The organism is Variovorax sp. V35, assembly GCF_041154465.1.
In the GTDB taxonomy this organism is placed as follows: Bacteria; Pseudomonadota; Gammaproteobacteria; order Burkholderiales; family Burkholderiaceae_C; genus Variovorax; species Variovorax boronicumulans.
The window spans coordinates 2,799,382-2,814,482 of the sequence record NZ_AP028666.1 but is presented as its reverse complement, the minus strand read 5'-3'; the positions used below and the strand labels follow the sequence as shown (position 1 = coordinate 2,814,482).

General features: G+C 69.2%; 15 protein-coding genes. 5 read left to right on the top strand and 10 right to left on the bottom strand.

Translation table 11 applies throughout. The features are described 5' to 3' along the window. The first annotated feature begins 45 nt into the window (after positions 1 to 45). The 3 genes from ACAM42_RS13075 to ACAM42_RS13065 are packed head-to-tail and all read left to right on the top strand — an operon-like array spanning position 46 to position 3,315. Entirely contained in the window at positions 46 to 957 is a 912-nt protein-coding gene (locus ACAM42_RS13075) for a LysR family transcriptional regulator (RefSeq protein WP_369632252.1), read from the top strand. Positions 958 to 1,016: 59 nt separating this feature from the next. After that, positions 1,017 to 2,180: an agmatine/peptidylarginine deiminase gene (locus ACAM42_RS13070; protein ID WP_369632251.1), complete on the top strand. Its 1,164-nt coding sequence runs from the start codon at positions 1,017 to 1,019 to the stop codon at positions 2,178 to 2,180. Positions 2,181 to 2,214: 34 nt separating this feature from the next. After that, positions 2,215 to 3,315, top strand: a complete 1,101-nt coding sequence (locus tag ACAM42_RS13065) for an agmatine/peptidylarginine deiminase (protein WP_369632250.1) — start codon at positions 2,215 to 2,217, stop codon at positions 3,313 to 3,315. A gap of 10 nt (positions 3,316 to 3,325) precedes the next feature. Here ACAM42_RS13065 and ACAM42_RS13060 read toward each other — a convergent pair whose 3' ends face one another. Together ACAM42_RS13060 and ACAM42_RS13055 are read right to left on the bottom strand one after the other, a co-directional pair. Continuing rightward, positions 3,326 to 3,973 (bottom strand): response regulator transcription factor, encoded by a 648-nt coding sequence (locus ACAM42_RS13060; protein ID WP_095947324.1) that lies wholly within the window; start codon positions 3,971 to 3,973, stop codon positions 3,326 to 3,328. Positions 3,974 to 4,051: 78 nt separating this feature from the next. Further along, positions 4,052 to 4,552: a hypothetical protein gene (locus ACAM42_RS13055; RefSeq protein WP_369632249.1), complete on the bottom strand. Its 501-nt coding sequence runs from the start codon at positions 4,550 to 4,552 to the stop codon at positions 4,052 to 4,054. A 230-nt stretch (positions 4,553 to 4,782) separates the two neighbouring features. Between ACAM42_RS13055 and ACAM42_RS13050 the strand changes: the two genes are divergently transcribed. Continuing rightward, positions 4,783 to 6,444, top strand: a complete 1,662-nt coding sequence (locus tag ACAM42_RS13050; protein WP_369632248.1) for a GMC family oxidoreductase — start codon at positions 4,783 to 4,785, stop codon at positions 6,442 to 6,444. Here ACAM42_RS13050 and ACAM42_RS13045 read toward each other — a convergent pair. Genes ACAM42_RS13045 through ACAM42_RS13010 form a run of 8 tightly spaced genes read right to left on the bottom strand, consistent with a single transcriptional unit; the run spans position 6,410 to position 13,125 of the window. Beyond that, positions 6,410 to 7,438: a LacI family DNA-binding transcriptional regulator gene (locus tag ACAM42_RS13045; RefSeq protein WP_159272412.1), complete on the bottom strand. Its 1,029-nt coding sequence runs from the start codon at positions 7,436 to 7,438 to the stop codon at positions 6,410 to 6,412. The two genes, ACAM42_RS13050 and ACAM42_RS13045, sit on opposite strands and share 35 nt — an antisense overlap. A 1-nt stretch (position 7,439) precedes the next feature. After that, positions 7,440 to 8,420 (bottom strand): 2-hydroxyacid dehydrogenase, encoded by a 981-nt coding sequence (locus tag ACAM42_RS13040; RefSeq protein WP_369632247.1) that lies wholly within the window; start codon positions 8,418 to 8,420, stop codon positions 7,440 to 7,442. Continuing rightward, the gene (locus ACAM42_RS13035; RefSeq protein WP_369632246.1) at positions 8,420 to 9,373 is read right to left on the bottom strand and encodes a sugar kinase; all 954 of its coding nucleotides are present in this window, start codon (positions 9,371 to 9,373) and stop codon (positions 8,420 to 8,422) included. Before ACAM42_RS13035 ends, ACAM42_RS13040 begins: the two co-directional genes overlap by 1 nt. 10 nt (positions 9,374 to 9,383) lie before the next feature. After that, on the bottom strand, positions 9,384 to 10,127 hold the full coding sequence (locus ACAM42_RS13030; protein WP_369632245.1) for a sugar phosphate isomerase/epimerase family protein: 744 nt from the start codon (positions 10,125 to 10,127) through the stop codon (positions 9,384 to 9,386). After that, positions 10,127 to 10,882 carry an amino acid ABC transporter ATP-binding protein gene (locus ACAM42_RS13025; protein ID WP_056583293.1) on the bottom strand — a complete coding sequence of 252 codons (756 nt, stop codon included), beginning with the start codon at positions 10,880 to 10,882 and terminating at the stop codon, positions 10,127 to 10,129. The genes ACAM42_RS13030 and ACAM42_RS13025 overlap by 1 nt, the downstream gene beginning before the upstream one ends. A 32-nt stretch (positions 10,883 to 10,914) precedes the next feature. Beyond that, positions 10,915 to 11,712, bottom strand: coding sequence for a transporter substrate-binding domain-containing protein (locus tag ACAM42_RS13020; protein WP_095744763.1), 798 nt, complete (start codon positions 11,710 to 11,712; stop codon positions 10,915 to 10,917). A 56-nt stretch (positions 11,713 to 11,768) separates the two neighbouring features. Further along, positions 11,769 to 12,422, bottom strand: a complete 654-nt coding sequence (locus ACAM42_RS13015; RefSeq protein WP_062474720.1) for an amino acid ABC transporter permease — start codon at positions 12,420 to 12,422, stop codon at positions 11,769 to 11,771. A 31-nt stretch (positions 12,423 to 12,453) separates the two neighbouring features. After that, entirely contained in the window at positions 12,454 to 13,125 is a 672-nt protein-coding gene (locus tag ACAM42_RS13010; RefSeq protein ID WP_062474717.1) for an amino acid ABC transporter permease, read from the bottom strand. Positions 13,126 to 13,260: 135 nt separating this feature from the next. Here ACAM42_RS13010 and ACAM42_RS13005 point away from each other — a divergent pair, with 135 nt between their 5' ends. Further along, positions 13,261 to 14,955 (top strand): hypothetical protein, encoded by a 1,695-nt coding sequence (locus tag ACAM42_RS13005; protein ID WP_369632244.1) that lies wholly within the window; start codon positions 13,261 to 13,263, stop codon positions 14,953 to 14,955. Positions 14,956 to 15,101: the final 146 nt, after the last annotated feature.

Sequence of the window (15,101 nt, the reverse complement as noted above, 5' to 3'; positions counted from 1 at the left end):
ATGAAAAAGCGACATTTCTTGGCTGAATTCATCGACCCCATTCATATGTCCAACACCCGGCTGCCCTCTTTCAAGTTCCTCATCGGCTTCGAGGCGGCGGCGCGCCTGGGCAACTACTCGCGCGCGGCGGAAGAGCTGTTCGTCTCGCAGTCCGCCGTGAGCCACCAGATCTCGCAGCTGGAGCAGCAGGTCGGCCAGCCGCTGTTCCGGCGCAAGGGGCGCGGCGTGGAGCTGACGGTGGCGGGCAGCCTGCTGCTGGACAGTGTGGGCAAGTCGCTCGAGCACATCCGCAACGGGCTGGCCCGCATCGAGACCTACATGGACGACCGGCTCGTCACGCTGGTGTGTCCCGCGCCCGTGGCCAGCGGCTGGCTGCAGCCGCGGGTGGACCGGTTGCTGCAGGCGCACCCGGACCTGTGCCCGATCATCTCGGTCGACGAGAGCGCGCGCTTCATCGACGAGCTCGACGTGGACATCGCCATCACCCGCGCGCCGCTGCGGCAAGAGGGTGTGTTCGAGGTGCCGCTGCTCACCGACGAACTCGTGGCCGTCGGCCCGCCCGCTCAGAACGAAGACGCCAACCTGGGCCTGCTGTGCCTCGAAGAAGACCTCACGAGCGACCGCATCGGCCCCTTCATCCGCGCGCATTTCGGCGGCCTGCGCAAGGCCGCGATCTACGACGACCCGCGCCTGGTGCTCGACGCGGCGCTGCGCGGCCGGGGCATCGCGCTGGTGTCGCGGCTGCTGGCCGACGACGCCTTGCGCACCGGGCAATTGCGGCGGTTGCCGGACAGCCCGAGTCTGCCGCTGGGCACCCTCTGGATCGCGTGCGCCGAAGGCCCCTCACGCCTGCCGCTGGTGCGGGAGGTGTTCGACAGCCTGCGGCTGTTTGCGCAGGAAGACGCCCTCGATATGAGCCAGATCGATCAATCGGTTGAAAAGACATCAATTGTGTAGATAGATAGGCGTCGACAGAATCCGGGGCTTCCTAGAACTTAGTAATAACCCTGATTCCAATGACAACGCGACGCACTCTCCTGGGCCTGGGCGGCCTGGGCCTTTTCGGTGGACTCGTGACCGCCTGTGGCGGCGGCGGTGGTGGGAGCGGCAGCGGCATGCTGCCGCCCTTCCCCGTGCCCATGCCGACCCCTTCACCGGCACCCGCCCCGGCACCTGCGTCCGGCTGGCGCATGCCCGACGAAGGCGACGCCCACCGCGCCGTGTGGATGGCCTTCGCCGCGCGCGAATCCATCTGGACCGCCGAGATGCGCCAGCCGGTGTTTCAGGCGCTGGCGCGCATCGCCAATGCCATCAGCGTCTACGAACCGGTCAAGATGCTGGTGAACCCCGCGGATGCTTCCACGGCCCGCCAACTGTGCGGCTCCAACGTGCACCTGATCGAACACGCCATCGACGACCTCTGGATGCGCGACACCGGCTGCGTCTTCGTGCGCAACGCCCGTGGCGAACGCGCCGCCGTGAACTTCAACTTCAACGGCTGGGGCAACCAGCAGGCCCATGCGCGCGACGCCACGGTGGCCGCGCGCATGGCCGAACTCACGGGCGTGCCGCTGCTGCGCAGCAGCCTCGTGATGGAAGGCGGCGGCATCGAGGTCGATGGGCAGGGCACGGCGATCATCACGGAGAGCTGCGTGCTCAACAAGAACCGCAACCCGGGCGTCAGCAAGGCCGACGCGGAGGCCGAGCTCAAGCGCATGCTGGGGCTGGACAAGATCATCTGGCTGCCGGGCATCGCGGGCCGCGACATCACCGACGGCCACACCGACTTCTATGCGCGCTTTCTCAAGCCCGGCGTGGTCGTGGCGGCGCTGGACACCGACCCGAAATCGTACGACCACGCCGTGACACACCGCCACCTGGAACTGCTGACCGGCGCCACCGACGCGCGCGGGCGCCCCCTGCAGATCGTCACGCTGAAGACGCCGAGCCAGGTGCGCCCCACCTTTGCGCGCAAGGAGTTCGCGGCCGGCTACGTCAACTTCTTCCTCACCGACAAGGCGGTGTTCCTACCCGAGTTCGGCGACGCCGTGGCCGACAGCGCAGCCCGCGCGGCGCTGGCCGCGCACCTGCCCAGCCACCAGATCGTGCAGCTGGACATCGACGCCATCGCCGCGGGCGGCGGCGGCATCCACTGCACGACGCAACAGGAACCGGCGTGATGCCGCGCCCCCTCCCCTGATTCCGGAGACCGACATGCACCTTCCCCTGACCCGCCGCCGCCTGCTGCACGGCATGGGCCTGGCGCCCCTGGCCTCGTTGGGCCTGGTCGCCACGGCCACGGCCGCAGCACCCGACACCTGGCACATGCCCGACGAGGGCGACGCGCACCGCGCCACCTGGATGTCCTTCGGCCCCAGCGAACGGGTCTGGGGGCGGCGCCTGCTGAAGCCGGCGCGCGAACACCTGGCGCAGATCGCCCGCACCATCGCCGCCTTCGAGCCCGTGCACCTGCTGGTGCGCGAGCAGGAGCACGACCTGGCCGCGCGCCTGTGCGGCAACCGCGTGACGCTCGAGGTGCAGCCGGTGGACGACCTGTGGATGCGCGACACCGGCCCCGTGTTCGTGCGCAACGGCGCGGGCGAATGGGCCGGCGTCGATTTCAACTTCAACGGCTGGGGCAACAAGCAGTCGCATGCGCGCGACGCCGAAGTGGCCGAGTACGTGACCGACGCCGCCGAGGTGCAGCGCCTGCGCACGCGGCTCGTGCTCGAAGGCGGCGGCATCGAGGTCGACGGCGCGGGCACGGCGATCATCACCGAGAGCTGCGTGCTCAATGCCAACCGCAACCCCGGCCTGCGCAAGGAGGCCTGCGAAGCCGAACTCAAGCGCCTGCTGGGCCTGCGCAAGATCATCTGGCTGCCCGGCATCGCGGGCCGCGACATCACCGATGGCCACACCGATTTCTATGCGCGCTTTGCCGCGCCGGGCGTGGTGGTCGCGGGCCTGGACGACGACCCCGACTCCTACGACCACGCCGTGACCCGGCGCCACCTGGAGATCCTGCGCCAGGCCACCGATGCACGCGGGCAGCGCCTGCGCGTGGAAGTGCTGCGCGGCCCGGAATCGTTGCGCAACACCTACGAGTCGGACGAGTTCGCGGCGGGCTACATCAACTTCTATGTCTGCAACGGCGCCGTCATTGCGCCGCAGTTCGGCGACGCGCGCGCCGACGGCAACGCCCGCGCGCTGCTGCGCGAGCTGTTCCCCAAGCGCGAGGTGGTGCAGCTCGATATCGACGCCATTGCCGCGGGCGGCGGCGGCATCCACTGCACGACGCAGCAGCAGCCGCGCTGATGCGTTGGCCCTAGCGCGGCCGCCCGAGCATCCCCGCGCGCCGCGCCGCAATCACGGCCTGCGTGCGGCTGGTCACGCCGAGCGCGCCGAAGATCGCCGAGATGTGCGCCTTGATCGTCTTCTCGCTGGTGGCCAGGCGCAGCGCGATCTCGGCGTTGCGCAGCCCTTCGCACAGGAGCTGCAGCACCTCGGCCTGCCGCGCCGTGAGCGTGCTCAGCACGTCGGTGGGCGTTGACAGCACGGGCAGCGACGCACCGCCCGCCGGCGAGGCCTGCACCACGTTCTGCTCGCCCGCCATGACGCGGCGCAGCGCGTCCATGAGCTGCTGGCTGTCGGCCGACTTGTGCACGAAGCCCTGCGCGCCGGCGTCGAGCGCGGTGTCGATGTCCTGCGGATCTTCGGAGGCCGACAGCACCAGGATGCGCAGGCCGCCGCGCCGCCGGTGCAGCTCGGCCAGCAGCGCCGCGCCGCCGAGGTCGGGCAGGTAGTAGTCGGTCATCACCGCATCGAGCCGGGGCAAGGTGGCGAGCGCCTCGAGCGCTTCGGCGCCGTTGCGGGCCGTGGCGACGGTCATCGAAGGCTCGGCTTCGCGCAGCGCGAGGAAGAGGCCTTCGCGAAACATCGCGTGGTCGTCGATCAACAGGATGGTGGCGGGCATCCTTCGATTCTGGCGGCAACCAGCGTCGAACCCCACGGTTCCCCGTGGGTGCCGGAGGAAACCCGCCGGGTATCGCCCTCAGCGGTCGGCGGGTGGACGGCGCGCCGCCGCCGTGCGCGAGCCCGGCCGGGGCGACATGCGCGATGCCGCGCGACGGTGGCGCAGCACGCGCGACCCTCTGCGCCCTGGCGGTGCCGACGTCGGTGCCTGCCGGTGGGCCTCGAAACGCGCTTCCTTCTGCTTCAGGTAGTGCATGAGCACGTGCGACACCATGTTCAGCCCGATGGTGCCGAACGCCGCCGGAAAGATGTACAGCGCGATCGACAGCTCCGACGAGAAGACCAGGTCGTCCGCCAGCGAAGGCGTGGCCTGCGCCAGCCGCGCCAGTGCGCGCAGCAGGAAGATGTCCGCGCCCGCCAGCGCGATCAGCAGCAGGCCGAAGGCCAGCACGGTGGTCTTGGAGAACTCGCGCCGCACGAACAGCGTGACGAAGATCGCGGCGGGCAGCACCAGCGAGCACAGCACCAACGCCCAGAAGCGGACCTCGGTGAATATCGTCGCGTCTGAAAGCAGGTGCATGGGCAGAGCGTTGAAGGGCGGGCGGCGGGTCGGCCGCTCCGAAGGCGCATTGGGCCACGGGCGGCGCGTTGCAATTTGTCCGCGGGGTGAAGCATCGGTAAAGCCCCCAAGGTGCGTCCACGGCAGGGGAAACCCGCTGGGCCCGAACCCGGGGTCGCTGGCCACAATGCCGGTGCACGCATCGGCGCCTCGGCGCCCCCAACATCCAACGACAAGAAGGACCAGATGCCATGGCGGAATTCGACTACGTGATCGTGGGCGGCGGCTCGGGCGGCGCCACGCTGGCCTCGCGCCTGAGCGAGGACCCGTCGGTGACGGTCTGCCTCATCGAGGCCGGCGGCGACGGACGCGGCATCCTCGTGCGGGCGCCGGCCGCCGTGGTCGCGATGCTGCCGGGCCGTCCGCGCATCAACAACTACGCCTACCAGACCGTGCCGCAGCCCGGCCTGAACGGGCGGCGCGGCTACCAGCCGCGCGGGCGCTGCCTGGGCGGCTCCAGCGCGATCAACGCCATGCTCTACGTGCGCGGCCACCGCGAGGACTACGACGACTGGGCGCGCGCGGGCTGCGCCGGCTGGAGCTTCGACGAGGTGCTGCCGCACTTCCTGCGCGCCGAAGGCAACCAGCGCGGCGCCAGCGCGCTGCATGGCGCCGACGGCCCGCTGCAGGTGTCGGAGCAGCAAAGCCCGCGCGCCATCAGCGAGGCCTTCGTGCGCGCCGCCGCCGAGTGCGGCATTGCGCGCAACGACGACTTCAACGGCCCCGAGCAGGAAGGCGCGGGGCTCTACCAGGTGACGCAGTTCCACGGCGGCGCGAAGAACGGCGAGCGCTGCTCGGCCGCCGCGGCCTACCTGCACCCGGTGATGGACCAGCGCCCCAACCTCTCGGTGCTGACCGGCACGCAGGCCCTGCGCGTGGTGCTCGAAGACCGGCGCGCGGTGGGCGTCGAGGTGCGGCGCGGCGGCAACGTCGAAACCATTCGCGCGCGCCGCGAAGTGGCGCTGTGCGGCGGCGCCTTCAACTCGCCGCAGCTGCTGATGCTCTCGGGCATCGGCGACCCCGACGAACTCGCGCGCCACGGCATCGAAGTGCGGCACGCGCTGCGCGGCGTGGGGCAGAACCTGCAGGACCACTGCGACTTCATCGTCGCCTACAAGTCCAAGCAGACCGACATGTTCGGCATCGGCCCGGTCGGCGGGCTGCACCTGCTGAAGGCCATCAACCAGTGGCGCCGCGACGGCACGGGCCTGGTCGCCACGCCCTTTGCAGAAGGCGGCGCCTTCATCAAGTCGTCGCCCGAACTGCGCCGGCCCGACCTGCAGCTGCACTTCGTGATCGCGATCACCGACGACCATGCGCGCAAGCTGCATGCGGGCTTCGGCTTCTCGTGCCATGTGTGCGTGCTGCGCCCCAAGGGCCGGGGCGACGTGCGGCTGAACGACGCCAGCCCCGACTCGGCGCCGCGCATCGACCCGCGCTTCCTGGCCGACCCGGAGGACATGGCGCTGCTGCTGCAGGGCGTGAAGAAGACGCGCGAAATCATGCGCGCGCCCGCGCTCGAAAAATACCGCCACCGCGAGGTCTACACCGCCGACGCCCACACCGACGCGCAGCTCGAAGCGCACATCCGCGCGCGCGCCGACACCATCTACCACCCGGTGGGCACCTGCAAGATGGGTGTGGATGCAATGGCGGTGGTCGACCCGCAACTGCGCGTGCACGGCATCGCGGGCCTGCGCGTGGTCGATGCCTCGGTGATGCCGACACTGATCGGCGGCAACACCAACGCGCCGACGATCATGATCGCGGAGCGCGCGGCCGGCTGGATGCGCGGGCCTGCCTCTTTCGCGGAACCCGCTACGGCAGTGCCGTCGATGAGCCTCGCACCATGAGTTCGCCCGGCAGCAAGAGCTGACGCGGCGCCGCGTCGAGCCCGCGCAGGCGCTCGATGAGGCAGGTGGCCGCCGCGCGGCCGATTTCGTCGGTCGGCTGCGCCACGGTGCTCAGGCCCGGCCCGATGAGCGAGGCCCATTCGGGATCGTCGAAGCCCACGAAGCCCAGGTCGGCGCCGAAGCGCCAGTCCAGCCGCGCCATGGCCTGCGCCACGCGCAGCGTGACCACGGCATTGCCCGCGACCACCGCCGCGCGGCGGCCCCGTTTGGCGCGCTGGCGCAGCGCGCGCAAGGCGTCGTCGAGCGCGTCGTTCTCGCCCTCGACCGATTCGAAGACCTCGCCCGCCACGCGCGGCTCGTGCGCGGCCACGCAGGCGCCGAAGGCGGCCGTGCGCTCGCGCCGCGAACTCACGCCCTTCTGCGGCTCGGTGACATACAGCAGTTCGCGGTAGCCGCCCTCGACCAGGTGGCCGCAGGTGTCGCGCATGGCGGCGTGGTTGTCGAGCGAGACGAAGTCGGTGTGCATGCCCGTGTGCCGGCGGTCGACCAGCACGGCGGGCTTGCCATGCAGCGTGACCGCATCGACCACGTTGCTGCCGCGCCCCAACGTGTTGAGGATGAAGCCGTCCACCTGGTAACCCGCGAGCGCATTGATGGCCTCGCGCTCGCGTTCGCTCTCGTTGCCGAGGTTGAACAGCATCACGAGGTAGCCGGCGTCCTGGCAGGCCTTCTCGGCGCCGCGCAGCACGGCCACGGAGTACGGGTTGGTGATGTCGGCCACGATCAGGCCGATGAGCCGCGAGCGGCCGTGGCTCAGCGCCTGCGCCATCGGGCTGGGCGAGTACGCCAGCTTGGCGATGGCGGCCTCGACGCGCGCGGCGATGTCGGGACTCAGCAGGCGCTCGCGGTGGTTCAAAAAGCGCGAGACGGTGGCCTTGGAGACGCCCGCGGCTTCGGCGACGTCGGCGATGGTGGCGCGGCCTGTGGGCTTCATGTCAGGCGGCAGCGGTGTCGTAGGGTGCCGTGGGCTTCTCGCCAGCCAGCACCTGCAACAGATTGGTCGTCGCCAGCTCCGCCATCGCATGGCGCGTCTCGTGCGTGGCCGAGCCGATGTGCGGCAGCGGCGTCACGCGCGGGTGCGTGCGCAGCGGCGACTCGGCCGGCAGCGGCTCCTTCGCGAACACGTCGAGGCCGGCGGCGCGCAAGGTGCCGTGGTCGAGCGCGTCGAGCAGCGCGGCTTCGTTCACGGTGGCGCCACGGCCGCCGTTGATGAACGACGCACCCGGCTTCATGCGCGCGAAGAAGGCGGCGTCGATCATGCCGCGCGTGGCGTCGGTCAGCGGCAGCATCGCGAGCACGATATCGGCGCGCGCGAGCAAATCATCGAGCGGCGTGTGCGTGGCGCGGCCTTGCAGCTCGGGCGCCTGCGTGGCCAGGTCGACCGCGCGACGCGAGTGATAGAGCACCGGCATGCCGAAGCCCAGCGCGGCACGGCGCGCCACGGCCTGGCCGATGCGGCCAAAGCCGAGGATGCCCAGCGTCTTGCCATGCACGTCGGTGCCGAAGAATTCCTCGCCGATGTTCTTGGTCCAGCGGCCTTCGCGCACCAACGTCGACAGCTCGACCACGCGCCGCTGCGTGGCCATGAGGATCGCGAACACCGTGTCGGCCACCGTCTCGGTGAGCACGTCGGGCGTGTGGCACAGCACGATGTGGCGGCGGTGCAGTTCGGCCAGCGGGTAGTTGTCGACGCCGACCGACACGCTCGAAATCACTTCGAGCTGCGGCGCCGCATCGAGCAGCGCAGCGTCGACGTTGTAGCTCGAACCGATCAGCCCGTGCGCAGTGGCAAGCGCAGCGGCAAAGGCCTCGGGCGCCTTGCGCGGATCGGCCACGGTGACGTGGTGCACCGCCTGCAGCCGTGCCAGCTGGTCTTCGGGCAGGGCCCGGAACACCAGCACGTTCTTCTTCGTCATCAGAGCCCCGCTTCTTCGAGTTGCGCCCGCGTCGGCAGGCCTTCGGTGTCGCCGAGCACCTGCACGGCGCGCGCGCCGATCCAGGCGCCGCGGCGCACCGCGTCGGGCACGCTGCGACCTTCGAGCAGCGCGCTCACCACGCCGGCCGCAAAGCCGTCGCCCGCGCCCACGGTGTCGATCACTTCCTTCACCGGGAAGCCGTCGACGTGGCCGGTGCCGGCCACGTCGCTGTCGTAGTAGGCGCCGGCCGCGCCGAGCTTGACGACCACCAGCTTCGCACCGCGTTCGCGGTAGAACCTGGCCACGTCTTCGGGCTTGTCATGGCCCGTGAGCAGCAGGCCCTCTTCGATGCCGGGCAGCACCCAGTCGGCGCGCGAGGCGAGTTCGTTCACCCAGTGGCGCATCGTTTCGGTGGACGACCACAGCGTGGGCCGCAGGTTGGTGTCGAACGAGATGGTGCGGCCGGCCGCGCGCATCACGTCCATCGACTTGAGCGCGGCCTGCAGGCTGGTCTCGGAGATGGCGGCGAACACGCCGGTGGCGTGCAGGTGGCGCGCCGAGCGCAGCCAGGCTTCGTCGACATCGGCCGGGCCCATGTGGCTGGCGGCCGAGCCCTTGCGGTGGTATTCGATCGGCGGGTCGCTGCCGTCCGTGACACGGCCCTTGAACTGGAAGCCGGTGCGCTGCGTCGCGTCGGTGATCACGTGCGAGCAGTCGATGCCTTCGGCGCGCATCGCGGCCAGCAGCGCGCGCCCCATGGAGTCGGTGCCCAGACGGCTGGCCCAGCCGACCTTCAGGCCCAGGCGCGACAGGCCGATGGCCACGTTGGTCTCGGCACCGGCGGTGCGCTTGTGGAACGACTGGGCGTCTTCCAGCGGGCCGGGCCGGTCGGCCACAAGCAGCAGCATGGCTTCGCCGAACAAGGCGACATCGAAAGCGGTGGGTTCCGTCATGTGTGTATCCCTACGCCCGTGCGGCGCGGATGAAGTCGATCTGCGAGCGGGTGACGGCCAGCAGGTCGTCGCCCACCAGAGGGTATTCGATGGCGTGCGGCACGTCGGCCGGCAGTGCGCGCAGCACCGCGCGCCACGGCGCGACCGAGTCGCCCATCGGCACCGCCACCCACTTGTGCGGCAGGCGCTGCGCGCCCTTGCAATGCACGTAGCGCACGCGGTGGCCGAGCGCCTGCGCGGCCTGCAGCGGGCACTCGCCGAGCCAGTGCCAGTTGCCCATGTCGAAGGTCATGCCCAGCGGCACGCCAGCGCGGTCGGCCACGTCGAAGAAGGTCTGCAGCGCGGCCAGCGTGCCGGCGCGCACGGTCTGGTCGTTCTCGATGAGCAGCTCGACGCGGGTTTCGGCCAGCGCCACCTTCAGGCCCCAGAGCGAGCCGTGCGACGAAGCCTGGAAATCGCCGATGGCCATCTTGAGCCGCTTCGCGCCCACGCGCGTGGCGGCGGCGATGCCGCGTTGCAGCGCAGCGCTGTCGAGCCAGCCGCCTTCGGCCCACAGGCCCTCGGGGCTGGAGTACACGGAAGCCAGGCCGTTGAGCGCAGGCAGTTCGGCCTCGGCGTCGCGCAGCATCTCGCCACGCACTTCCACCGAATCGGCACCGGCCGCGCGCGAGAGTTGCGAGCACCAGAGCTGGCCGTGCCGCCCCACCTCGGCCGCACCGAAGGACGACAGAGAAATCAGGACTTCGAAGGCCATCAGTGGGCTTGGTGCGAGCTGAGGATTTGCCCCAGGAACTGGCGCGTGCGCTCGTCCTTGGGGTTGCCGAAGAACTCCTGCGGCGGCGCCTGCTCGACGATCTTGCCGTCGGCCATGAAGATCACGCGGTCGGCCACGCTGCGGGCAAAGCCCATTTCGTGCGTCACGCACAGCATGGTCATGCCGTCTTCGGCCAGGCCGATCATGGTGTCGAGCACTTCCTTGACCATCTCGGGGTCGAGCGCGGAGGTGGGCTCGTCGAACAGCATGATCTTGGGCGACATGCACAGCGCGCGCGCAATGGCCACGCGCTGCTGCTGGCCGCCCGAGAGCTGGCTCGGGTACTTCTTCGCCTGCTCGGGGATGCGCACGCGCGTGAGGTACTTCATGGCCACCTCTTCCGCCTGCGCCTTGGTCATGCCGCGCGAGCGCATCGGCGCCAGCGTGCAGTTCTCCAGGATGGTGAGGTGCGGGAACAGGTTGAACTGCTGGAACACCATGCCGACTTCGGCCCGCACCGCGTCCACGTTCTTGCCACCGGCCGTGAGGTCGATGCCGTCGACCACGATGCGGCCCTTTTGCACCGTCTCGAGCCGGTTGATGCAGCGGATGAGCGTGGACTTGCCCGAGCCCGAGGGCCCGCAGATCACGATGCGCTCGCCCTGGCGCACCGACAGGTCGATGCCGGTCAACACCTGGAATTCACCGTACCACTTGTTGACCGCTTCCATGCGGATGATCGATTCCGTCGTCATGCCAGGATTCCTTCTTCTTCAGCCGCGGGGGCTCACTGCATCTTGGGCAGGTCGGCCTGCAGCCACTTCTGGTAGAGCTTGTTCAGCTCGCCGTTGGCGGTGTTCTTCTGCACGAATTCGTTCACGGCCTTGGTCAGCTCTTCCTGGCCCGGACGCATCGCGATGCCCATCGACTGCTGCACCAGCGTGAACTTGTTTTCGAAGGTATTGGCCGGCACGCGCTTGGCGATCTGCGCCGCGACGGTGACCGAGCAGCCGATCGCATCGACCTGGCCCGAGATCAGCGCCTGCATGGCCGAGGCGTCGTCGTCGAAGCGGCGGATCTCGGTGCCTTCGGGCGCGGCCTTGGTCACGGCCACGTCTTGCGTCGATGCGCGGGCCACGCCCACGCGCAGGCCCTTCAGGTCGCCTGCCGCCTTGATCGAGGTCTTGGTCGCGCCGTACAGCACGATGGTCGCGGCCGCGTAGGGCTGCGAGAACTGCACCTGCTTGGCGCGCTCGGGCGTCACGGCCAGCGAAGCCACCAGCAGGTCGACCTTGTTGGTCAACAGGAACGGAATGCGGTTCGGGCCGGTGACCGGCACGATGTTGGCCTTGACGCCCCAGTCTTTCGCCAGCAGCTTGGCCACGTCGGCGTCGTAGCCGTCGGGCTGGTTCTTGGCGTCTGTGGTGCCGTAGGGCGGGAAGTCGACCAGCATGCCGATGGTGATCTCGCCCTTCTTCTTGATGTCGGCCATGCTTTGCGCCGACGCGAAGGGAGCGAACACGGTCAGCGCGGCGCCGAGGCCCAGGGCTGCGATGGCAGCGCGGCGGGTGGTGGTAACGGTCATTGGATGTGTCTCCTGAATAAAGAAAGGAAGCGACGAGAAAGGAAAAGCGAAAAGGGTCAACGTGCGAGCGCCTGGGCGCGCTTGCGCTCCATGCGCGCCGCGAGCAGCGACAGCGGCCAGCAGATCACGAAATAGATGGCGGCCACCACCGAGAACACGATGAGCGGCTGGAAGGTGGCGTTGTTGACGATCTGCCCGGCGCGCGTGACCTCGACGAAACCGATGATGGCCGCGAGCGACGTGCCCTTGATGATCTGCACCAGGTAGCCCACCGTGGGCGCCAGCGCGATCTTGAAGGCCTGCGGCAGCACCACGTCGCGCATGCGTGCCACGTAGTGCAGGTTCAGCGCCTGCGCCGCCTCCCACTGGCCGCGCGGAATGGCCTGGATGCAGCCGCGCCAGATTTCGCCCAGGAAGGCCGCGCTGTTCAGGACCAGCGCCACGCCCGCGGCGACCCACGGGTTGATGTCCAGCCCCAGCACCGGCGCGCCGAAGAACACCAGGAACAGCTGCAGCAGCAGCGGCGTGCCCTGGAAGATCTGGATGAAGGTGGTCGACACGGCGCGCGCCCACGTCGATTCCGAGGTGCGCATCAGCGCGATGAGCAGCCCCAGGATGGCGCCGCCGACGAAGGCGATGGCCGACAGCGCCAGCGTCCACTGGGCGGCTTCGAGGATGAAAAGGAATTCGGGAAAACCGAAGGTGCGCATGGTGTGTGCTCCGTCCGTCGTGGTCAGTCAGTTACCGGCGGTCCGGGTAGTTGAGCGTGCGCTTGTAGATCAGCTTGAACATGGCCGAGAAGGCCAGTGCCAGCGCGAGGTAGATGGCCGCGACCACGATGTAGATCTCGAAGCTGCGGAAGGTCTGCGACTGCAGGTTGGCGGCCACCGAGGTCAGGTCGTCGGCCGAGATGACCGAGACCACGGCCGAGCTCAGCATCAGCAAAATGAACTGGCTCGTGAGCGCCGGGTAGATCGCCTTCAGCGCGGGCTTGATGATCACGAAGCGGAAGATTTCCCAGGGCTTGAGGTTGAGCGCGCGACCCGCCTCGATCTGGCCCTTGGGAATCGACTCGATGCCCGCGCGGATGATCTCCGTGGCGTAGGCGCCCAGGTTCACCACCATGGCCACCAGCGCGGCCGTCTGCGGCGACCAGCGCAGGCCGATGGCCGGCAGCGCGAAGAAGAAGAAAAACAGCTGCACGAGGAACGGCGTGTTGCGGATCACCTCGATGTAGGCATTGACGATGAAGCGCAGCCAGCCCGGCCCCGAGGTCTTGCCCCAGGCACAGAAGATGGCCACCACCAGCCCCAGCAAGGTGGCGGTGAGCGAGAGCTGCACCGTGATCCAAGTGCCCTTGAGCAGCAGCGGCCAGGCGGCAAAGACGGCGTCGAATTGGAACTGGTAGTTCATGGCGGAGCGTGCACGGCCAGGCCGTGCGCAGACCCTGAAAGGAATGCTTGCAGCTTAAATGAAACCGGTTTCAGACCTAGCTAGGGATTCCCCTAGGTGGGCGTTTTGCCCTACCCGCCTGCCTACACTGGCGCGATGCCGAACCCCCACGCGGACCCCACTTCTTCCCCGGCAGGCACCCCGGCCACCGGCCCCGTCGTGCAGCATTTCCGGCAGGCGCTGCTCTGGCCCCTTCGCCTGGTGCCGGCGCCCGGCGCGGCGCCCACGCACCACGGCCCCTGGCACGTGTTGCGCGACCTGGGCGAGGCCTCGCCCTGGCGCGAGGAGGTCGACGAATACACCGGCGAGAGCGGCCGCTTCCACGAGCGCCACTACAACGAGTTCGTGAGCTTCCTGCCCTATGTGCAGCGCTTCCTGTACGGCGAAGGCCGATCGCGCGGCAGCACCGACGCCGCAGGCAGCGACGGCGATTCGCCGATGCGGGTGTTCCGCCGCCGCGACATCGCGGCCGTGCGACTGGTGGCGCACCCCGGCGAGGCGCCGATCACGCTCGACGTGATTCACTGCGACCTGTACTTCTTCTTCGACATCGACGTGGTGCTGCTCAACCTCGAGGTCGGCACCGACCACCTGAGCCTCGCGCAGGCGCAGGACATCCTCTACCGCTTCGGCCGCGCCTACCCTTCGGGCTGGGAGCCCGACGGCGCCGCCCTGCACTGCATGGCCAGCGTCGAGTGGCTGGACGCCGACGGCCGCGTGCTCGCCGCCTCCGACGCGCAGCAGCGCGACGCCTTCCTGTCGCACGTGGCCCAACACCGCGCGCCGCGCATCGCAGCGCACTGGGCCTACCTGATGCAGCCGCTGGTGAGCGACCATTCGGACGACCCCGGCGTGCTGCGCTACCGCCAGATCGAGTACTACCGCATGCCGGTGATGGCGTACCTGTCGATGGACGATCCGCGCCGCCTCACGCGCGACGACTTCGTGCGGCTCGCGCTGGTCACCGGCGCGGGCGGGGCCGATGCCCACCTGCCCTACGCCGAGCACCACCTGGCCGACTTCGAGCACAAGTACTGCTACGACCGCTTCTGGGTGAACGCGGGCGCGGCGCCCAACACGCGCTACCTGTGCAACGGCCACGCCCTCATCGTGGTGGGCGACGCACGCTCCGAGTTCTTCTGCTGCCGCGACCGCGGCGTGCTCGCGCAGTTCAGGCACCAGCACTTCCTGCTGTTCCTCATCGCGCATTTCCAGAAGGCCTCGCTGCTGATGTTCTCGGACCAGCTGGTCGAGGCGCTCAAGAAGCTCGACATCCGCAGCACGCCGAGCGTGAAGCAGTTCAAGCGTGCCATCCGCGCGAGCTTCGAGCGCTTTCTTCGCTTCACGCACCGCTATTGGTTCCACGAGATTTCGGAGCAGGCGCAGGTGCGCGCCCTCTCGCACATGTGCGCCGCGCACCTCGGGCTCGACCCGCTGTACGACGAGGTCAAGGCGCGCATCGCCGACATGAACACCTACCTCGATGCCGACAGCCTGCGCCGGCAGGCCAGCACCGTGGTGCGGCTCACGGTGGTCACGCTGTTCGGCCTCATCGGCACCGTCACCACCGGCTTCCTCGGCATGAACCTGCTGGCCGAAGCCGACGCGCCGCTGTGGCGCAAGGCGATCTGGTTTGGCGTGGTGTTCGTGTTCACCACCTGGCTCACGATCTACACGATGGTGAAGTCGCAGCGGCTGTCGGACTTCATCGATGCGCTGTCGAACGACCGGCTGAGTTTCAGGGGAAAGCTGGCGGCATTGGCGCGGGTGTGGCGGGCGGGGGCGGACTGAAGGGTTGGTTCAGGGCGACGCTCACGCCGACGCGGTACCTTGCTCCGCGCAGTGTCCCCCGCCCTTCGGGCTCCTCCTTGATTTCGCTGCGCAAGGCACCGCATCGGCGTGAGCGTGTTCAGAGCACTTGTTGATCGGCCAGCACC